This window comes from Pseudomonas glycinis (assembly GCF_054871425.1).
On record NZ_JBTYHF010000001.1, the window covers coordinates 1 to 18,571 of the forward strand.

Below are 18,571 nucleotides of genomic sequence, written 5' to 3' on the forward strand. Positions count from 1 at the left end.
TGGTCGGCTGTCAGGCCGCCTTCGCGAGCAGGCTCGCTCCCACAAAAAGCAGAAAAGCAAAGCAGCGCAGCTGCCTGCGGCGAAGCCGCCCCACTCAACAATGAGCGCAAGCTCGAGTGCTTTTGATCTTGATCCACCGGCGACGTCGGAAGGCTGAGTGGAGGGATTGATCCGGGGGTGGGAGCGTAGCGACCGTCTGGCGCAGCCAGACACAGCGGAAGGAGGTGCAGCGAAGCAAACCGTAGCCGCTGCGCCCGGATCAGTCCCGGAGCGAAGGGACCCGAGCCTGCGAGGGCCGAACGTAGGAGCTAGCGTTTTTTGCTTACTTTTTTAGGCGCTTGTAAAAAAGTAAGTCGCCGTCAGGCGAAACCGCCAGCCGCAGCTCCCGAAGCAACGGATATGCCCCCAAGAGCAAGATCAAAAGCTCCCCCCCTCACCCCAACCCTCCCGAAACGTCGGACCGCCCCCAAGGGGGCGAGGGGGAAAGGGAGCCGATCTTCATGCAACGCAAAATCCGGCCCGACTCAAAATCAGTCACGGAGAAATTCAGCCACCTTCTGCGCAGCACCCGCCAAATGATCGGAGTGCGTAAACCCAGAAACCTTCAGCGGCTTCAAATCATGATCCCCCGCCACCAACCAAAACACCTCAATCCCCGGCGCTAACGAATACCCCTCAACCGCCTCGCGATTCCCTAGAGCATCCCGCTCCCCCTGCACAATCAACGTCCGCGTCTTCAACCCAGCCAAATGCTCAACCCGAGGCTTCTCCGGCTTCCCCACCGCATAAAACGGATACCCCAGACATACCAACGCATCCACCCCCAACTCATCCGCCACCAGACTCGCCATCCGCCCGCCCATCGACTTGCCGCCAACAGCCAAAACCCCAGCGACATGACGCCGCACAACCGCAAACACCTCCCGCCAGCAATCCAACAGTTTCGGCGCAGGATTCGGCGGCCGCTTCACCCCATCCACCCGCCGCTGCGCCATATACGGAAACTCAAAGCGCAACACGTTGACCCCAAGCCCGGCAAGGCGCCCAGCCATGTCATTCATCCACTCGCTATCCATCGGCGCCCCCGCCCCGTGCGCCAGAATCAAGGTTGCCGAAGCCTCACCGACAGCGGCATCCCACAACCATCCATGATCGAGCACACACTGCGCCCATTGATCCCCGTCAATACTGGCCTTGTGCTGTTTGTCCATGCTTGCCTCGCTTTTAGTCTGCCTATAACTCCAGGCGAAGGATTCGCGTCGTTTGCGCGCGCTCACTTCGGCTGAACCGTGGATGGGGAACCATGAACACTTCTATCAGTACCGCCTACAACTACAAGGTGGTCCGCCAATTCGCCATTATGACGGTGGTGTGGGGCATCGTCGGCATGGGCCTCGGGGTTTTTCTCGCGGCGCAATTGGTCTGGCCGGAACTCAACTTCAATTTGCCCTGGACCAGTTTCGGCCGTCTGCGCCCGCTGCACACCAACGCGGTGATCTTCGCCTTCGGTGGCTGCGCGCTGTTCGCCAGCTCTTTTTATTCGGTGCAACGCACCTGCCAGACGCAATTGTTCGCGCCGCAAATCGCCGCGTTCTGCTTCTGGGGCTGGCAGTTGGTGATCCTGTTGGCGGCGATCAGCCTGCCGCTGGGTTACACCAGTTCCAAGGAATACGCCGAACTGGAATGGCCGATCGACATCCTGATCACCATCGTCTGGGTCGCCTACGCGATCGTGTTCTTCGGCACGATCATGCAGCGCAAGACCAAGCACATCTACGTGGGCAACTGGTTTTTCGGCGCGTTCATCATCACCGTGGCGATCCTGCACATCGTCAACAACCTTGAATTGCCGGTGAGTTTCACCAAGTCGTACTCGGTGTACGCCGGTGCGACCGACGCGATGGTGCAGTGGTGGTACGGGCACAACGCTGTGGGCTTTTTCCTCACCGCCGGCTTCCTCGGCATGATGTATTACTTCGTGCCGAAACAGGCCGAGCGTCCGGTGTATTCGTATCGCCTGTCGATCGTGCACTTCTGGGCCTTGATCACCCTGTACATCTGGGCCGGCCCACACCACTTGCACTACACCGCGCTGCCGGACTGGGCGCAATCGCTGGGCATGGTGATGTCGCTGATCCTGCTGGCACCGAGCTGGGGCGGCATGATCAACGGCATGATGACCCTCTCGGGCGCCTGGCATAAGTTGCGCAGCGACCCGATCCTGCGCTTCCTCGTGGTGTCGCTGGCGTTCTACGGCATGTCGACCTTCGAAGGTCCGATGATGGCCATCAAGACGGTAAACGCCCTCTCCCACTACACCGACTGGACCATCGGCCACGTTCACGCCGGCGCCCTCGGCTGGGTGGCGATGATTTCCATCGGCGCGCTGTACCACATGATCCCGAAAATCTTCGGCAAGGCGCAGATGCACAGCGTCGGCCTGATCAATGCGCATTTCTGGCTGGCGACCATCGGCACCGTGCTCTACATCGCCTCGATGTGGGTCAACGGCATCGCCCAGGGCCTGATGTGGCGCGCCGTGAACGAGGACGGCACGCTGACCTACTCCTTCGTCGAAACCCTGGTGGCCAGCCATCCGGGCTTTGTCGTGCGGCTGATCGGCGGGGCGATTTTCTTAAGCGGCATGTTGCTGATGGCTTACAACACCTGGCGCACCGTGCGGGCCTCGCAGCCTGCCGACGTCGTCGCTGCCGCGCAGATGGCCTGAGGAGTCCGCCATGAAACACGAAACGATTGAAAAGAACGTCGGCCTGCTGATGCTGCTGATGGTGTTCGCCGTGAGCATCGGCGGCCTGACCCAGATCGTCCCGCTGTTCTTCCAGGACGTCACCAACAAACCGGTGGAAGGCATGAAGCCCTATACCGCGCTGCAACTGGAAGGCCGCGACATCTACATCCGCGAAGGCTGCGTCGGTTGCCACTCGCAGATGATCCGCCCGTTCCGCGCTGAAACCGAACGCTACGGCCACTACTCGGTTGCCGGCGAAAGCGTCTGGGATCACCCGTTCCTGTGGGGTTCGAAACGTACCGGTCCGGACCTCGCCCGGGTTGGTGCGCGCTACTCGGATGACTGGCACCGCGCGCACTTGTACAACCCGCGCAACGTTGTGCCGGAATCAAAGATGCCGGCCTATCCGTGGCTGGTCACCCAAGCGGTCGACAGCAGCCACACCGAAACCAAGCTGAAAACCATGCGCACCCTCGGCGTGCCGTACACCGATGACGACATCAGCGGCGCGGTCGCCAGCCTCAAGGGCAAGACCGAAATGGACGCCCTCGTTTCCTATCTGCAAGTGCTCGGCACTGCAATCAAGAGCAAGAGGTGAACCATGGTCATTGAAATGAGTGCTGGCCTGATTCGCGGCCTCGGCACGGTCGTGGTGTTCGTCGCCTTCGTCGGTCTGACCCTGTGGGTATTCAATCGCAAGCGCACCCCGGAATTCGCCGAAGCACGCCTGCTGCCGTTCGCCGACGAACCACTACCCGAAACAATTTCAGCCCCTGAGACAAGGAGTACCCGGCCATGACCACCTTCTGGAGTACGTGGATCTGCGTACTGACCATTGGCAGCCTGATCGGCCTGACCTGGCTGCTGATCGGCACCCGTCGGGGCGAGACCAAGGGCAGCGTCGACCAGACCATGGGCCACAGCTTCGACGGCATCGAGGAATACGACAATCCACTGCCGCAGTGGTGGTTCATGCTGTTCGCCGGCACGTTGGTGTTCTCGGTGGGCTATCTGATTCTGTATCCGGGCCTGGGCAACTGGAAAGGCATCCTGCCCGGTTACGAGGATGGCTGGACCGGCGTGCATGAGTGGGAAAAGGAAATGAACAAGGCGGACGCCCGGTTCGGTCCGATCTTCGCCAAATTCGCCGCCATGCCCCTGGAAGATGTGGCCAAGGATCCGCAGGCGCTGAAAATGGGTGGTCGTCTGTTCGCCTCCAATTGCTCGGTGTGCCACGGCTCGGATGCCAAGGGCGCGTTCGGCTTCCCTAACCTTGCTGACAGCGACTGGCGCTGGGGCGGCGATGCCGAGACGATCAAGACCACCATCATGGGCGGCCGCATGGCGGCGATGCCGGCCTGGGGCGAAGTGCTCGGTGAGGCCGGGGTGAAAAACGTTGCCGCCTACGTGCGCCACGAACTGGCCGGCCTGCCGCTACCCGCCGACAGCAAGGCAGATCTGCAAGCCGGGCAGCAAGCGTTCAGTACCACTTGCGTTGCCTGTCATGGCGCCATCGGCCAGGGCACTGCGGCGATGGGCGCACCCAACCTGACCCATCCGGCCGGCTTCATTTATGGCACCAGCCTGACCCAACTGGAACAGACCATCCGCCATGGTCGTCAGGGGCATATGCCAGCGCAGAACGAATTGCTGGGCAACGATAAAGTGCAATTGCTTGCCGCTTATGTGTACAGCCTGAGCCACGGATTGACCACAGAAAAACTTATAACTGAAGACAACAAGAAATAGCAATTGCGCACACCACTGCCGCAGCTTTCTCGCTGCGGCAGTTTCCCGCCCCTTTGCGACGCATTGTCGCACCCCTTGGATCCTCTCCTTTCGGAACCCCGGATTCGGGTCTACGCTTCATCGAAGCGGACCGGCTGAAGTCGGTTTCCAGATCAATCCCGAACGATGCGCGCCGTGAACCGGTTGATGGATTCGCCGCAAACGCAGGTAGATAACGGCTGTTGCGCCGATTGCCCGCAATTTCCCGATCACGACCTGTGAACGGGCACCGTTGACGGCGATCCGGATTGCGAGCTTTTTACGCGCACTGCGACATTTTGTCAGAGGCCATTTTTGACCCTACGCGGCGCATGGAAAGGCCGCAGAATCAGCGTTGGAAAGCATTGACCCAGGTCATGGCGCGTTGCAATGACCCCCTGCTTTATACATACTTGCGGCCGATTTTATCCCTATAAAAATACCCAAACCGTGGAACCTTAGAATGAGCACAGCAATCAGTCCGACTGCTTATAACTATAAGGTAGTCCGCCAGTTCGCCATCATGACGGTGGTCTGGGGGATCCTTGGCATGGGGCTCGGTGTCTTCATCGCCTCGCAACTGGTCTGGCCGGAACTGAACTTCGGTCTGCCGTGGACGAGCTTTGGACGCTTGCGCCCGTTGCACACAAACCTGGTGATTTTCGCCTTCGGCGGTTGTGCACTGTTTGCCACTTCCTACTATGTCGTGCAGCGAACCTGCCAGACGCGACTGATTTCCGACAGCCTCGCGGCCTTCACCTTCTGGGGCTGGCAAGCGGTCATCGTTGGCGCAATCATTACCTTGCCGCTGGGTTACACCACCACCAAGGAATACGCCGAGCTGGAATGGCCGATCGCGATTCTGCTGGCGATTGTCTGGGTCACTTACGGTCTGGTGTTCTTCGGCACCATCACCAAGCGCAAAACCAAGCACATCTATGTCGGCAACTGGTTCTACGGCGCGTTCATTGTCGTCACCGCGATGCTGCACATCGTCAACCACATGTCGCTGCCGGTCAGCCTGTTCAAGTCGTATTCGGCTTACTCCGGTGCCACTGACGCGATGATCCAGTGGTGGTACGGCCACAACGCGGTGGGTTTCTTCCTGACCACCGGTTTCCTCGGGATGATGTACTACTTCGTGCCGAAACAGGCCGAACGCCCGATCTATTCCTATCGTCTGTCGATCGTGCACTTCTGGGCGCTGATCACCCTGTACATCTGGGCCGGCCCGCACCACCTGCACTACACCGCCCTGCCGGACTGGGCACAATCGCTGGGCATGGCGATGTCGATCATCCTCCTGGCGCCAAGCTGGGGCGGCATGATCAACGGCATGATGACCCTGTCGGGCGCCTGGCATAAGTTGCGCACCGACCCGATCCTGCGCTTCCTCGTGGTATCGCTGGCGTTCTACGGCATGTCGACCTTCGAAGGGCCGATGATGGCGATCAAGACTGTCAACTCGCTCTCGCACTACACCGACTGGACCATCGGCCACGTACACGCCGGCGCCCTCGGTTGGGTAGCGATGATCTCGATCGGCGCGATCTACCACATGATCCCGAAACTGTTCGGCCGGGCGCAGATGCACAGCACCGGGCTGATCAATGCGCACTTCTGGCTTGCCACTATCGGCACCGTGCTCTACATCGCCTCGATGTGGGTCAACGGCATCACCCAGGGCCTGATGTGGCGTGCAATCAACGATGACGGCACCCTCACCTACTCGTTCGTCGAAGCGCTGCAGGCCAGCCACCCGGGCTTCATCGTCCGCGCGCTGGGCGGTGCTTTCTTTGCCAGCGGCATGCTGCTGATGGCTTACAACGTGTACCGCACCGTTCGTGCGTCGGATCCGGTTGAAGCCGAAGCCGCCGCCAAGATTGCCGTCGTTGGAGCTCACTGATGAAGCATGAAGCTGTCGAGAAGAATATTGGCCTGCTGGCCTTCTTCATGGTCATCGCCGTCAGCGTCGGTGGCCTGACCCAAATCGTTCCGCTGTTCTTCCAGGACGTCACCAACAAGCCGGTCGAGGGCATGAAGCCGCGCTCGGCGCTGGAACTGGAAGGCCGCGACGTGTACATCGCCAACGGTTGTGTCGGCTGCCACTCGCAGATGATCCGCCCGTTCCGCGCTGAAACCGAACGCTATGGCCACTATTCGGTTGCCGGTGAAAGCGTCTGGGACCACCCGTTCCTGTGGGGCTCCAAACGTACCGGTCCGGACCTGGCCCGCGTGGGCGGTCGTTACTCCGATGACTGGCAACGTGCGCACTTGTACAACCCGCGCAACGTGGTCCCCGAGTCGAAAATGCCGGCTTACCCGTTCCTCGTGGAAAACAAGCTCGACGGCAAGGAAACCGCGAAAAAAATGGAAGTCTTGCGCACCCTCGGCGTGCCTTACACCGACGAAGACATCGCCGGTGCACAGGATGCCGTGAAGGGCAAAACCGAAATGGACGCGCTGGTGGCCTATCTGCAAGGCCTGGGCACCATCATCAAAAGCAAACGGTGAATCTGATGGATATCGGGATGATTCGAGGCCTGGGCACCGTGGTCGTGATGGTGGCCTTCATCGGTCTGGCCTTGTGGGTGTTCAGCCCCAAGCGCAAGTCGGAATTCGACGACGCGACCATGCTGCCTTTTGCCGATGATCCCGAAGCCATCAAGCACGTCGAGCAAGCTTCTAGGAGTAACAAAGAATGACTACATTCTGGAGTCTGTACGTCACAGTCCTCAGTCTCGGTACGATCTTCGCCCTGACCTGGCTGCTGCTGTCGACCCGCAAGGGCCAGCGCAGCGAACAGACGGACGAGACGGTCGGCCACTCCTTCGACGGGATCGAGGAGTACGACAACCCGCTGCCGAAATGGTGGTTCATGCTGTTCGTCGGCACCATCATTTTTGCGCTGGGTTATCTGGTGCTGTACCCGGGTCTGGGCAACTGGAAAGGTTTGCTGCCGGGCTACAACTATCTGGATACCGAGAAGCAGACCGCGTTCGCCAACGGCCAGACCGGCTGGACCGGCGTCCACGAGTGGGAAAAGGAAATGGCCCGTTCGGACGCTCGCTTCGGTCCGATTTTCGCCAAGTTCGCGGCGATGCCGATCGAAGAAGTCGCCAAGGATCCGCAAGCACTGAAGATGGGCGGCCGTCTGTTCGCGTCCAACTGCTCGGTGTGCCACGGTTCCGACGCCAAGGGCGCCTACGGCTTTCCCAACCTGACCGACGCCGACTGGCGGTGGGGCGGTGAGCCGGAAACCATCAAGACCACCATCATGGGCGGCCGCCACGCGGTGATGCCGGCATGGGCTGAAGTGATCGGTGAGCAAGGCGTGGCTGACGTAGCGGCCTTCGTGGTGACCAACCTCGACGGGCGCAAACTGCCGGAAGGCACCAAGGCCGACCCGGCCAACGGCCAGAAACTCTTCGCCGCCAACTGCGTGGCTTGCCACGGCCCTGCCGGTAAAGGCACCCCGGCCATGGGTGCGCCTGACCTGACCCATCCGGGCGCATTCATCTACGGCTCGAGCTTCGCGCAACTGCAGCAGACCATCCGCTACGGCCGTCAGGGCCAGATGCCTGCGCAGGAACAACTGCAGGGCAATGACAAGGTGCACCTGCTGGCGGCGTATGTTTACAGCCTGTCTCACGGTGAAAAAGTACCGGAGGCGAAGGCTGAGTAAGGCCAACGCTTGAAGCAAAAAAGGCCCCGCCAATGGGAATTGGCGGGGCCTTTTTGCATGCTGGCATTCATGACTCGAAACGGTTGCTCAATGGACCTGAGCTGATAAACACGGTAGGTTTTTTTCGCCCCGATAAGCCATATCGGACTACTTCAAGGATGAAGCCCCAATGTCGAAAGATGACCAAAGCACACTGCAAAATCAGCCTCAATCCGGCTCTACCCCTAGGGCAGGGTTCGAACGATCATCTGTGAAACCGTTACTCGAGGTATCGCAGCAAACCATGAACGACCCCGGTAACGGTGGCGGACTCGACGGCCTCGGCGGCGGTAGATTGCTCTGACAAGGGCAGCAAAAAACACCGAATTTACGCCCTATATCCAGCGCCTCGCGTCTTGGCGGGAGGCATTTTCGCCGGTGCCCTTATGAAAGTGACAAACCGATCGTCCTCGACCCGCCTTTCCGATTGCGGGGGAAATCTCAAAGTAGTAACGTTCCTACATCAAAATTTCTGGAGGCCAAACATGATGGCCATCACCACTATTTCCAGCCGCGAGTTCAACCAGGACACCAGTGCAGCCAAAAAAGCCACGCATCAAGGTCCAGTGATCATTACTGACCGAGGCAGGCCTGCCCACGTGTTGCTCAGCATCGAGGAGTACCAGAAACTGACGGGTTGCCAGACCAGCATCGTTGAGCTACTGGCGATGCCGGATGCGCTTGAAATCGAATTCGAACCCGAGCGCGCCGTCATCACTCCTCGCAGCGTGGACCTTTCCTGATGTTTCTACTGGATACCAATGTAGTTTTCGAGTTGCGCAAAAACCAAGCCGACAGGCATGTGGTGAAATGGGCAAACAGCATTTCCCCAGCCAGCCTGTATCTATCCGCAATCACTGTGCTGGAACTGGAAACGGGCGTCCTGCGTATCGAACGTCGTGACCCTTCACAAGGCCAACTGCTGCGCAACTGGCTGGAACATCACGTCAAACCGGCGTTCTCTGGCAGAATCCTGCCGGTCGATAGCAGCGTCGCCATCCGGTGCGCACGATTGCATGTTCCCGACCGCAGCAATGAATGCGACGCCTTGATCGCCGCCACCGCGCTTGTACACGGGCTTACGCTGGTAACTCGCAACATTGCGGACTTTCAACACAGCGGCGTCAATCTGATCAACCCATGGATCGCTGCCAACACCTGATTGATGAATACCCCGCCCTATCAGCGGCGGGGCTTTTGTCAGGGGCGTTGGGCGAAGATTGAATGCACCACAGTGGTGTCGATCAACGTTCGATTGCGCCATTGGTTGTTCTTCACCAGGTACACCTGGAGTTGCTTGCGATCCTCAGTGAAACTGGCAATCAGATAGGTTTGCTGAGAGGTACTGCCACTCAGGTACATGGGCACGTTACCTTGCTGATAGGCATCACCTCCGTCCTCGTGCAAATGGCCGGCAAAAATCGCCGTCACTCGATATTTGTTAACCATGTCGTAGAAGCGTTTCTGTTGCGCCTGGGTTCCCATGTGGTTCAACGGTTTATGCATGTTGATGATGATGGCGTAGCCCGACGCTCGCGCCAGCCTGAGATCCGTCTCGAGCCAGTCCAGCGCATCGTTGATTTCGAACGTCGTCGGGTTCAATGGATGAGCAATCCGGGCGGTATAGGTCGGTTCGTTGTTGAGCTGAACCATATGCACTTCACCGATATTTTTCGAATAGGCGAGACTGCCCGAATAGGTCTTGCTCAGAAAGCCACTGGTAATCTTCAGATCAAAGTTATCGACCTTGCCTTCATGATGCTCTTTGAACTCGACGATACTTCCTGCCGCGCAGCTATTGCTAAAGCAATCATCGACATTGTTTTCATAGTCGTGATTACCAAGCCCGTAGAGATATTCGCCCTTGAAATGTTTATCCAGCAGATCCTTCATGAACGAGCGCTGCCAGCCATGTCCGAATGCGGTTATATCACCATTGATCATCAAGGGAACCTGCGCTTGAGAGCCGTGTTGATTTCTGAATTCGGCAATGCTCGCAAGTTGGGTTTCCACCAGCCATTTCGAGCGCTCCTTGAATTCGGAATCGGATTCGGGTATGCGGCGATCGGTCTTGTCCGTCCACGGATATTGAGTATCCGAAGCAAACACCATGTGTTTCGGCATGTCAGTAGTGGCCTGAGCGGTAATAGCCGAAGCTAACATCCAGGCACCCACAAAGATGCTCTTGAGATTATTCAAATTCATGCTTTAAATTCCATTTAAGTTAACTATCAATACGCAAAAGAATTTCGCGAGAGCAAAACTTATGCGAACACAGCTAAAACTTCAAAGCATTCATAAATAACAATCAAGTTTATATGTTTCAAACCCGATAACTTGCGACATGCAGCCCAATTCAAATCTGCGGCCTCTTGTAGCCGCAGTGGCAATAACGGACGGTTTGTCGTTCAACTTGCGACATCGACGGTTGTTGCTTGAACAAACGATTGAAAAGATGAACTAGCCGCTTCGGCAAAACCGTCCATACTCAACAAGTCAATTGATCTGCGTCAGGCTTTTGCGCAATCGCTACACCATCCGCATTTTTTACCCAACGCGACCAAAGGTCGCACCCTTGAGCCAGAGCGGCAGGCGTATCATCACGCTACTGCAACAGCCCTTTTTGACTTCGGTTGGCACGTATCGACCGAGGCATTTTTCCACTGCCGTGGGATGCAATGATGAGCAATCAGATTCCGGTACACGACGTCACGCCGCCGAGCAAGAACGCGAACAACAGCGTCGACCTTTATGCCTCACGAGAAAAAATCTACACCCGTGCCTTCACCGGCCTGTTCCGCAATCTGCGGATGCTCGGCGGTGCGGCGTTGTTTCTGCTGTATTTCGGCACGGTATGGCTGAACTGGGGCGGTCACCAGGCAGTGTGGTGGAACCTGCCGGAGCGCAAATTCTTCATCTTCGGCGCGACTTTCTGGCCACAGGATTTCATCCTGCTCTCGGGGCTGTTGATCATTGCCGCGTTCGGCCTGTTCTTCATCACCGTGTACGCCGGGCGCGTCTGGTGCGGTTATACCTGCCCGCAGAGCGTGTGGACGTGGATTTTCATGTGGTGCGAAAAGGTCACCGAAGGCGACCGCAACCAGCGCATCAAGCTCGACAAGGCGCCGATGAGCACCAACAAATTCCTGCGCAAACTGGCAAAGCATTCGCTGTGGCTGTTGATCGGTTTTGTCACCGGCATGACCTTTGTCGGCTACTTCTCGCCGATCCGCGAACTGGTCATCGAGTTCTTCACCGGCCAGGCCGATGGCTGGTCGTATTTCTGGGTCGGTTTTTTCACCCTCGCCACGTACGGCAATGCCGGTTGGTTGCGTGAGCAGGTTTGCATCTACATGTGCCCGTATGCGCGCTTCCAGAGCGTGATGTTCGACAAGGACACGCTCATCGTTTCCTACGACCCGCGCCGTGGCGAAAGCCGTGGGCCGCGCAAGAAAGGCATCGACTACAAGGCGCTGGGGCTGGGTGACTGCATTGACTGCACGATGTGCGTGCAGGTCTGCCCGACCGGCATCGACATCCGCGATGGCCTGCAGATCGAGTGCATCGGCTGCGCTGCGTGCATCGATGCCTGCGACAGCATCATGGACAAGATGGATTACCCGCGCGGGCTGATCAGCTACACCACCGAACACAACCTCTCCGGGCAGAAAACCCATAAACTGCGACCGCGCCTGATCGGCTATGCCGTGGTGCTGCTGGCGATGATCAGCCTGTTGGTCGCTGCGTTCTTCATGCGTTCACTGGTCGGCTTCGACGTCAGCAAAGACCGCGTGCTGTACCGCGAAAACGCTGAAGGCCGGATCGAAAACGTCTACAGCCTGAAGATCATGAACAAGGATCAGCGCGACCACACTTACCTGCTGCAAGCCGAAGGCCTGCCGGACCTGCGCCTGCAAGGCAAGCGCGAGATCAAGGTTGCCGCCGGCGATATCGTCAGCATGCCGGTCGAGTTGTCCAGCGCACCGGAACAACTGCCATCGAGCACCAACGAGGTGAAATTCATCCTCAAGGATGCCGATGACGAAAGCGTCCACGTTGAAGCCAAGAGCCGATTCATCGGCCCACAAATCCGTTGAGAGAATTTTGAACATGCCCGCTGCAAACGCCGCAAGTCCCTGGTACAAGCACCTCTGGCCGTGGATCATCATCGCGATTCTGGCCTGCTCGGTGGCCTTGACCCTGTCGATGGTGACCATCGCGGTGAACAACCCGGACAATCTGGTCAACGACAACTATTACGAAGCGGGCAAAGGCATCAACCGTTCACTGGATCGCGAACTGCTGGCGCAAACCCTGAAGCTGCGTGCAGCGGTGCATCTGGATGACGTGACCGGGGAAGTCGATCTGCGCTTGAACGGTGACAGCCAGCCGCAAACCCTGGAACTGAACCTGATCTCGCCGACCCAGCCGGAGAAGGATCGCAAGATTGTTTTGACCCGCAGTGGCAGCGAGAGCGGGCGCTACATCGGCCAGTTGAGCGACAAGGTTGAAGGGCGACGGTTTGTCGAGTTGCTTGGCAGCCAGGATGAGCACGTGTGGCGCATGTTTGAAGAAGAACTGGTCAGCCATGACAAGGAGCTGCTGCTGGGTGACGAGCCATTGCAGGGTGCGGAAGATCTGAAAAAATAAGCCTTTTACTCTGATCGTTCCCACGTTCTGCGTGGGAACGCAGCCAGGGACGCTCCGCGTCCCAGCCGAAGCGGACGCGGAGCGTCCGGGGAGGCATTCCCACGCGGAGCGTGGGAACGATCATCGGAACGCGCACCATGACCAGCCCAACCCCCTGCTACCACTGCGCCCTGCCCGTCCCGTCCGGCAGCCGCTTCACCGCCGTCGTCCTCGGGCAGGCCCGGGGGTTCTGCTGCCCGGGCTGCCAGGCGGTGGCCGAAGCCATTGTCGCCGGTGGTCTGGAAAGCTATTACCAGCATCGCAGCGAAGCGTCGGCCAATCCCGAAGCGCTGCCGGTGCAACTGAGCGATGAACTGGCGCTGTACGACCGCGCCGACGTGCAGCAGCCCTTCGTCCGCCACGAAGGCGATCTGGCCGAAACCACCCTGTTGATGGAAGGCATCAGTTGCGCCGCTTGCGGCTGGCTGATCGAGAAACACCTGCGCACCCTGCCCGCCGTCGCCGAAGCGCGGTTGAACCTGTCCAACCATCGCCTGCACGTACGCTGGGCCGACGCACAATTGCCGCTGAGCCAGATCCTCGCCGAGCTGCGCCACATTGGTTACGCTGCACACCCGTACCAGGCCGACCGCGCCAGCGAACAGCTGGCCAGTGAGAATCGCCTGGCCCTACGCCAACTCGGCGTCGCCGGTTTGCTGTGGTTTCAGGCGATGATGGCGACCATGGCCACCTGGCCGGAATTCAACATCGACCTCAGTCCCGAGCTGCACACGATCCTGCGCTGGGTCGCGCTGTTTCTCACCACACCGATCGTGTTCTACAGCTGCGCGCCGTTCTTCAAAGGCGCGATGCGCGATCTGCGCACCCGCCACCTGACCATGGACGTGTCGGTGTCGCTGGCGATCGGCAGCGCTTACATCGCCGGGATCTGGACGTCCATCACCGGGGTCGGCGAGCTGTACTTCGATGCGGTCGGCATGTTCGCCCTGTTTCTTTTGGCCGGGCGCTATCTGGAACGCCGCGCCCGCGAACGCACCGCTGCTGCCACCGCGCAACTGGTCAACCTGTTACCGGCCTCGTGCCTGCGCCTGGATAGCGATGGCCAGAGCGAACGCATCCTGCTCAGCGAGTTGCGCGTGGGCGAGCGGATTCTGGTGCAGCCGGGCTCGATTCTGCCGGCTGACGGTAAGATCATCGATGGCCAGTCGAGCATCGACGAATCGCTGCTCACTGGCGAATACCTGCCACAGCCGCGCACGCTCGGTGATGCGGTCACTGCGGGCACGCTCAACGTCGAAGGCGCATTGACCGTGCAAGTGCAGGCGCTGGGACAGGACACGCGTCTCTCCGCGATCGTGCGCCTGCTCGATCGTGCTCAGGCGGAGAAACCGCGTCTGGCGGAAATCGCCGACCGCGCCGCGCAATGGTTTTTGCTGTTGTCGCTGATCGCGGCGGCAGTGATCGGCCTGCTGTGGTGGCAGCTGGACTCAGCGCGGGCGTTCTGGATCGTTCTCGCCATGCTGGTGGCGACCTGCCCGTGCGCGCTGTCGCTGGCGACGCCGACCGCACTCACCGCCGCCACCGGCACCCTGCACAAACTCGGCCTGCTGCTGACACGCGGCCATGTGCTGGAAGGCTTGAACCAGATCGACACAGTGATCTTCGACAAGACCGGCACGCTCACTGAAGGTCGCTTGGTGCTGCGCTCGATTCGCCCGCTCGCCGCGCTCGACAGCGAACAATGCCTGAGCCTTGCCGCTGCGCTGGAAAACCGCTCGGAACACCCGATCGCCCGCGCTTTCGGGCGTGCGCCGCTGGCCGCCGAGGACGTGCACAGCACACCGGGGCTGGGCCTGGAAGGCGTGGTCGGTGAGCAACGCTTGCGCATCGGTCAGGCCGAATTTGCCTGCGCCCTGAGCGGCGCGGCACTGCCGTCAATGCCTGATGAAGCCGGACAATGGTTGCTGCTCGCTGACACCCACGGGCCGCTGGCGTGGCTGGTGCTCGATGATCGCCTGCGTGACGATGCCCCCGCCCTGCTCGCGGCCTGCAAAGCGCGGGGCTGGCGCACCTTGCTGTTGTCCGGCGACAGTTCGCCGATGGTCGCCAGTGTCGCCGCCGAACTGGGCATCGACGAGGCCCGTGGCGGCTTGCGCCCCGATGACAAGCTGCAAGTGCTGCAACAACTGCACAAGGAAGGACGCAAAGTGTTGATGCTCGGTGACGGCGTCAACGACGTGCCGGTACTGGCTGCGGCCGATATCAGCGTGGCCATGGGCTCGGCCACCGATCTGGCGAAAACCAGCGCCGATGCGGTGTTGCTGTCCAACCGCCTCGACGCCCTGGTACAAGCCTTCACACTGGCGCGGCGCACGCGCCGGGTAATCATCGAAAACCTGCTGTGGGCGGCGCTGTACAATGGCCTCATGTTGCCGTTCGCCGCCCTCGGCTGGATCACTCCGGTGTGGGCGGCGGTCGGCATGTCGATCAGTTCGCTGACCGTGGTGCTCAACGCCCTGCGCCTGACTCGTCTGCCGAGCGCGCCGGCCGCCGGCAGCCCGACCCAAACCCGCCCGCTGCCGGCCTGAGCCGCGCGGGCCTGGAGTTACCGATGCCAGCTCTCTATGTGATGATTCCCGCTGCCTTGCTGATCGTCGCCATCGCCGTGTACATCTTCTTCTGGGCGGTGGACAGCGGTCAGTACGACGACCTCGACGGCCCGGCGCACAGCATCTTGTTTGACGATCAGGATCCCAACCACACCGCCGCTGTGGACGAAGCCAACGCCGGCAAACCGGACGACAAGGCGCCGCCCCATGCTTGAACTGGCGCCCCTGCTGGTCTCGGCGCTGATTCTCGGCCTGCTCGGAGGCGGCCACTGTCTGGGTATGTGCGGCGGCCTGATGGGCGCGCTGACCCTGGCGATTCCCAAGGAGCAGCGCAGCCGGCGCTTTCGTCTGTTGCTGGCGTATAACCTCGGGCGGATTTTCAGTTATGCCACGGCGGGATTGCTCATCGGCCTGGCCGGCTGGGCAGTCGCCAACAGCCCGGCGGCGCTGTTCATGCGCGTACTGGCCGGGTTGCTGCTGATCGCCATGGGTTTGTACCTCGCCGGCTGGTGGAGCGGGTTGACGCGTATCGAAGCGCTCGGGCGTGGCTTGTGGCGTTTCATTCAACCGGTGGCGAATCGCTTGCTGCCGGTTTCCAGCCTGCCGCGCGCCTTGCTGCTCGGTGCGCTGTGGGGCTGGCTGCCGTGCGGGCTGGTTTACAGCACCTTGCTGTGGAGCGCGAGTCAAGGCAATGCGCTGGACAGTGCATTGCTGATGCTCGCTTTCGGCCTCGGCACCTGGCCGGTGCTGCTGGCCACCGGGCTGGCGGCTGAACGGGTGACGGCGATCTTGCGCAAACGCAGCGTGCGCATGGCGGGGGGCTTGCTGGTGATTCTGTTTGGCTTATGGACCCTTCCCGGCCCGCATCAGCATTGGCTCATGGGCCATTAGACGCAAAAGATCGCAGCCTTCGGCAGCTCCTACAGAAGGTCGCATCCCAAGGTAGGAGCTGCCGAAGGCTGCGATCTTTTGACCTTGTGCTGTTGATGCAAATCAACAGCCCCATCGCCGCCCCCCGATAGACTCGCCACACTGCCAGCCTATCCGGGGGAATGCCCGCATGCTCGACGCCATTCGTTGGGACTCTGATCTGATCCGCCGCTACGATCTGGCGGGGCCACGCTACACCTCGTACCCGACCGCCGTGCAATTTCACGGTCAGGTCGGCACTTTCGACCTGTTCCATGCCCTGCGCGACAGCCGCAAGGCGCAGCGGCCGTTGTCGCTGTACGTGCATGTGCCGTTCTGCGCCAACATTTGTTACTACTGCGCTTGCAACAAGGTCATCACCAAGGATCGCGGCCGCGCGCAACCGTATCTGCAACGGCTCGAGCAGGAAATCCAGTTGATTGCCTGCCACCTCGACCCGGCGCAAACCGTCGAGCAACTGCATTTCGGTGGCGGCACACCGACCTTTCTCAGCCACGACGAGTTGCGTCAGTTGATGGCGCACCTGCGCAAGCATTTCAATCTGCTCAACGATGACTCGGGCGATTACGGCATCGAAATCGACCCCCGCGAAGCCGACTGGTCGACCATGGGCCTGCTGCGCGAACTGGGTTTCAATCGGGTCAGCATTGGCCTGCAAGACCTTGACCCGGCGGTGCAGCGCGCAGTCAATCGCCTGCAAAGCCTGGAAGAAACCCGCGCGGTGATCGATGCGGCGCGCACTTTGCAGTTTCGCTCGATCAACATCGATCTGATTTATGGCCTGCCGAAGCAGACACCGGACAACTTCGCCCGCACCGTCGAGGAAGTGATCAGTCTGCAACCGGATCGCCTTTCGGTATTCAACTACGCACACCTGCCGGAACGCTTCATGCCGCAACGGCGGATCAACAGCAGCGACTTGCCGAGCCCGGCGCACAAGCTGGAAATGCTCCAGCGCACCATCGAGCAACTGACCGCTGCTGGCTACCGCTACATCGGCATGGACCACTTCGCCCTGCCCGATGACGAACTGGCGATTGCCCAGGAAGAACACACCCTGCAACGCAACTTCCAGGGCTACACCACCCACGGCCATTGCGACCTGATTGGCCTGGGCGTGTCGGCGATCAGCCAGATCGGCGATCTGTACTGCCAGAACAGCAGCGACCTCAACGCGTATCAGAACAGCCTCGCCAGCGCGCAGTTGGCGACCAGTCGCGGCCTGGTGTGCAACGCCGACGACCGCTTGCGCCGCGCAGTGATTCAGCAACTGATCTGCAATTTCAAACTTGAGTTCGCCGAGATCGAGCAGCAGTTCAACATCGATTTTCAAGGCTACTTCGGCGCGCTCTGGCCGCAGTTGCAAGGTATGGCCGAAGATGGCCTGATCAGGTTCGAGCGCGAGCGCATCGAGGTGCTGCCAGCTGGCCGATTGCTGGTGCGCTCGGTGTGCATGGTCTTCGATGCGTACCTGGAGCAGCAGAACCGCCAGCGTTTCTCGCGAGTGATTTAAGGCTTGGTCAGCAACGAGCCGACCTTGAGGTTCTGATCAGGATTGAGCGCCGACTGGTTCATCACTTTCGACAGGGACAGGTTGGCGGTGATCAGGCCACTGTTGAGGGCGGCGATGGCGCCACGCAGTGCGGCGAGCTTGTTGATCTTTTCCTCGGTGGAGAGGGTTCTGTCTGACATGACCGCCGCCATGCGGGCTTTTTTCTCGATGATTTCTTTTTGGATCTTGCGAATCATCTTCAGCAACTGCTGGATGTTCTCCGGCAAGCCACTGTTGTCGATGTCACTGTTCTCGCCGCCGACAGCGGCGGATTTGGCGATCGCCGCGCCGGACAGCGACACTTTGACGCCCTCGACCAAGGTCGGGGTTGCCGCATTCGACAAGGCGTCGTCGCGGTCGATTGCAGCGTCGGGACCGGTTACCTCCGGCGAAGCAGCAATACCGCTGCTACCGGGGCTTAGCGTGCCAATGGCGGTCATCGGGGCCTTCCTTGGATGAGTACTGATAGTGGGTTATCGGCCGCCGGTGCTGCGGCTTTATGTCTGTAGGACAACGCCGCCGCGTGCTGGCCTGAATGTCCTTCCGTGGGTTACCCTTACGGCTTATGTGTGTTTTCCCACAAGGATTGA

General features: G+C 59.9%; 19 protein-coding genes. 16 read left to right on the plus strand and 3 right to left on the minus strand.

What is annotated here, in order from left to right; translation table 11 throughout:
* Window positions 1–530: 530 nt before the first annotated feature.
* A complete protein-coding gene (locus tag ACYSTU_RS00005) occupies window positions 531–1,211 on the minus strand; it encodes an alpha/beta family hydrolase (protein WP_122705769.1) in 681 nt (226 codons plus the stop codon).
* A gap of 92 nt (window positions 1,212–1,303) precedes the next feature.
* Between ACYSTU_RS00005 and ccoN (ACYSTU_RS00010) the strand changes: the two genes are divergently transcribed.
* The 10 genes from ccoN (ACYSTU_RS00010) (at window position 1,304) to ACYSTU_RS00055 (ending at window position 9,402) form a co-directional block, all read left to right on the plus strand.
* The gene (gene ccoN, locus ACYSTU_RS00010; RefSeq protein WP_024012337.1) at window positions 1,304–2,728 is read left to right on the plus strand and encodes a cytochrome-c oxidase, cbb3-type subunit I; all 1,425 of its coding nucleotides are present in this window, start codon (window positions 1,304–1,306) and stop codon (window positions 2,726–2,728) included.
* A gap of 10 nt (window positions 2,729–2,738) precedes the next feature.
* The gene (gene ccoO / locus ACYSTU_RS00015) at window positions 2,739–3,347 is read left to right on the plus strand and encodes a cytochrome-c oxidase, cbb3-type subunit II (RefSeq protein ID WP_003223389.1); all 609 of its coding nucleotides are present in this window, start codon (window positions 2,739–2,741) and stop codon (window positions 3,345–3,347) included.
* 3 nt (window positions 3,348–3,350) lie between these two features.
* Window positions 3,351–3,548 (plus strand): cbb3-type cytochrome oxidase subunit 3, encoded by a 198-nt coding sequence (locus tag ACYSTU_RS00020; protein ID WP_016773878.1) that lies wholly within the window; start codon window positions 3,351–3,353, stop codon window positions 3,546–3,548.
* Window positions 3,545–4,498, plus strand: a complete 954-nt coding sequence (ccoP, locus tag ACYSTU_RS00025; protein WP_498994850.1) for a cytochrome-c oxidase, cbb3-type subunit III — start codon at window positions 3,545–3,547, stop codon at window positions 4,496–4,498. Before ACYSTU_RS00020 ends, ccoP (ACYSTU_RS00025) begins: the two co-directional genes overlap by 4 nt.
* Window positions 4,499–4,979: 481 nt before the next feature.
* Window positions 4,980–6,422, plus strand: coding sequence for a cytochrome-c oxidase, cbb3-type subunit I (gene ccoN / locus ACYSTU_RS00030; protein WP_024012334.1), 1,443 nt, complete (start codon window positions 4,980–4,982; stop codon window positions 6,420–6,422).
* Window positions 6,422–7,030, plus strand: a complete 609-nt coding sequence (gene ccoO / locus ACYSTU_RS00035) for a cytochrome-c oxidase, cbb3-type subunit II (protein WP_007917161.1) — start codon at window positions 6,422–6,424, stop codon at window positions 7,028–7,030. The genes ccoN (ACYSTU_RS00030) and ccoO (ACYSTU_RS00035) overlap by 1 nt, the downstream gene beginning before the upstream one ends.
* A 5-nt stretch (window positions 7,031–7,035) precedes the next feature.
* Window positions 7,036–7,221, plus strand: a complete 186-nt coding sequence (locus ACYSTU_RS00040; RefSeq protein ID WP_016775513.1) for a CcoQ/FixQ family Cbb3-type cytochrome c oxidase assembly chaperone — start codon at window positions 7,036–7,038, stop codon at window positions 7,219–7,221.
* Entirely contained in the window at window positions 7,218–8,201 is a 984-nt protein-coding gene (gene ccoP, locus ACYSTU_RS00045) for a cytochrome-c oxidase, cbb3-type subunit III (protein ID WP_498994857.1), read from the plus strand. The genes ACYSTU_RS00040 and ccoP (ACYSTU_RS00045) overlap by 4 nt, the downstream gene beginning before the upstream one ends.
* A 527-nt stretch (window positions 8,202–8,728) precedes the next feature.
* Entirely contained in the window at window positions 8,729–8,983 is a 255-nt protein-coding gene (locus ACYSTU_RS00050; RefSeq protein WP_038861980.1) for a type II toxin-antitoxin system Phd/YefM family antitoxin, read from the plus strand.
* Window positions 8,983–9,402 (plus strand): type II toxin-antitoxin system VapC family toxin, encoded by a 420-nt coding sequence (locus ACYSTU_RS00055; protein ID WP_498994860.1) that lies wholly within the window; start codon window positions 8,983–8,985, stop codon window positions 9,400–9,402. The genes ACYSTU_RS00050 and ACYSTU_RS00055 overlap by 1 nt, the downstream gene beginning before the upstream one ends.
* Before the next feature lie 38 nt (window positions 9,403–9,440).
* Here ACYSTU_RS00055 and ACYSTU_RS00060 read toward each other — a convergent pair whose 3' ends face one another.
* Window positions 9,441–10,445, minus strand: a complete 1,005-nt coding sequence (locus tag ACYSTU_RS00060; protein ID WP_217879670.1) for a metallophosphoesterase family protein — start codon at window positions 10,443–10,445, stop codon at window positions 9,441–9,443.
* A gap of 476 nt (window positions 10,446–10,921) precedes the next feature.
* Here ACYSTU_RS00060 and ccoG point away from each other — a divergent pair, with 476 nt between their 5' ends.
* The 6 genes from ccoG (at window position 10,922) to hemN (ending at window position 17,942) form a co-directional block, all read left to right on the plus strand.
* Complete coding sequence (gene ccoG, locus ACYSTU_RS00065; protein WP_122700473.1) at window positions 10,922–12,337, plus strand: cytochrome c oxidase accessory protein CcoG; 1,416 nt, start codon at window positions 10,922–10,924, stop codon at window positions 12,335–12,337.
* Between the two features lie 13 nt (window positions 12,338–12,350).
* Window positions 12,351–12,890 (plus strand): FixH family protein, encoded by a 540-nt coding sequence (locus ACYSTU_RS00070; RefSeq protein ID WP_056784237.1) that lies wholly within the window; start codon window positions 12,351–12,353, stop codon window positions 12,888–12,890.
* Between the two features lie 137 nt (window positions 12,891–13,027).
* A complete protein-coding gene (locus tag ACYSTU_RS00075) occupies window positions 13,028–15,478 on the plus strand; it encodes a heavy metal translocating P-type ATPase (RefSeq protein ID WP_136493927.1) in 2,451 nt (816 codons plus the stop codon).
* Between the two features lie 23 nt (window positions 15,479–15,501).
* Window positions 15,502–15,714: a cbb3-type cytochrome oxidase assembly protein CcoS gene (ccoS, locus tag ACYSTU_RS00080; protein ID WP_039763029.1), complete on the plus strand. Its 213-nt coding sequence runs from the start codon at window positions 15,502–15,504 to the stop codon at window positions 15,712–15,714.
* On the plus strand, window positions 15,707–16,390 hold the full coding sequence (locus ACYSTU_RS00085) for a sulfite exporter TauE/SafE family protein (protein WP_136493926.1): 684 nt from the start codon (window positions 15,707–15,709) through the stop codon (window positions 16,388–16,390). The genes ccoS and ACYSTU_RS00085 overlap by 8 nt, the downstream gene beginning before the upstream one ends.
* Before the next feature lie 169 nt (window positions 16,391–16,559).
* Window positions 16,560–17,942, plus strand: coding sequence for an oxygen-independent coproporphyrinogen III oxidase (gene hemN / locus ACYSTU_RS00090; RefSeq protein WP_125927757.1), 1,383 nt, complete (start codon window positions 16,560–16,562; stop codon window positions 17,940–17,942).
* Here the strand turns inward: hemN and ACYSTU_RS00095 are convergent.
* Window positions 17,939–18,421 (minus strand): hypothetical protein, encoded by a 483-nt coding sequence (locus ACYSTU_RS00095; RefSeq protein ID WP_136493924.1) that lies wholly within the window; start codon window positions 18,419–18,421, stop codon window positions 17,939–17,941. The genes hemN and ACYSTU_RS00095 overlap by 4 nt on opposite strands.
* Window positions 18,422–18,571: the final 150 nt, after the last annotated feature.

Bases quoted from the DNA above. Each gene is read 5' to 3' on its own strand.
- ACYSTU_RS00005 (WP_122705769.1), bottom strand. From the start codon at position 1,211: ATGGACAAACAGCACAAGGCCAGTATTGACGGGGATCAATGGGCGCAG.
- ccoN (WP_024012337.1), top strand. From the start codon at position 1,304: ATGAACACTTCTATCAGTACCGCCTACAACTACAAGGTGGTCCGCCAA.
- ccoO (WP_003223389.1), top strand. From the start codon at position 2,739: ATGAAACACGAAACGATTGAAAAGAACGTCGGCCTGCTGATGCTGCTG.
- ACYSTU_RS00020 (WP_016773878.1), top strand. From the start codon at position 3,351: ATGGTCATTGAAATGAGTGCTGGCCTGATTCGCGGCCTCGGCACGGTC.
- ccoP (WP_498994850.1), top strand. From the start codon at position 3,545: ATGACCACCTTCTGGAGTACGTGGATCTGCGTACTGACCATTGGCAGC.
- ccoN (WP_024012334.1), top strand. From the start codon at position 4,980: ATGAGCACAGCAATCAGTCCGACTGCTTATAACTATAAGGTAGTCCGC.
- ccoO (WP_007917161.1), top strand. From the start codon at position 6,422: ATGAAGCATGAAGCTGTCGAGAAGAATATTGGCCTGCTGGCCTTCTTC.
- ACYSTU_RS00040 (WP_016775513.1), top strand. From the start codon at position 7,036: ATGGATATCGGGATGATTCGAGGCCTGGGCACCGTGGTCGTGATGGTG.
- ccoP (WP_498994857.1), top strand. From the start codon at position 7,218: ATGACTACATTCTGGAGTCTGTACGTCACAGTCCTCAGTCTCGGTACG.
- ACYSTU_RS00050 (WP_038861980.1), top strand. From the start codon at position 8,729: ATGGCCATCACCACTATTTCCAGCCGCGAGTTCAACCAGGACACCAGT.
- ACYSTU_RS00055 (WP_498994860.1), top strand. From the start codon at position 8,983: ATGTTTCTACTGGATACCAATGTAGTTTTCGAGTTGCGCAAAAACCAA.
- ACYSTU_RS00060 (WP_217879670.1), bottom strand. From the start codon at position 10,445: ATGAATTTGAATAATCTCAAGAGCATCTTTGTGGGTGCCTGGATGTTA.
- ccoG (WP_122700473.1), top strand. From the start codon at position 10,922: ATGAGCAATCAGATTCCGGTACACGACGTCACGCCGCCGAGCAAGAAC.
- ACYSTU_RS00070 (WP_056784237.1), top strand. From the start codon at position 12,351: ATGCCCGCTGCAAACGCCGCAAGTCCCTGGTACAAGCACCTCTGGCCG.
- ACYSTU_RS00075 (WP_136493927.1), top strand. From the start codon at position 13,028: ATGACCAGCCCAACCCCCTGCTACCACTGCGCCCTGCCCGTCCCGTCC.
- ccoS (WP_039763029.1), top strand. From the start codon at position 15,502: ATGCCAGCTCTCTATGTGATGATTCCCGCTGCCTTGCTGATCGTCGCC.
- ACYSTU_RS00085 (WP_136493926.1), top strand. From the start codon at position 15,707: ATGCTTGAACTGGCGCCCCTGCTGGTCTCGGCGCTGATTCTCGGCCTG.
- hemN (WP_125927757.1), top strand. From the start codon at position 16,560: ATGCTCGACGCCATTCGTTGGGACTCTGATCTGATCCGCCGCTACGAT.
- ACYSTU_RS00095 (WP_136493924.1), bottom strand. From the start codon at position 18,421: ATGACCGCCATTGGCACGCTAAGCCCCGGTAGCAGCGGTATTGCTGCT.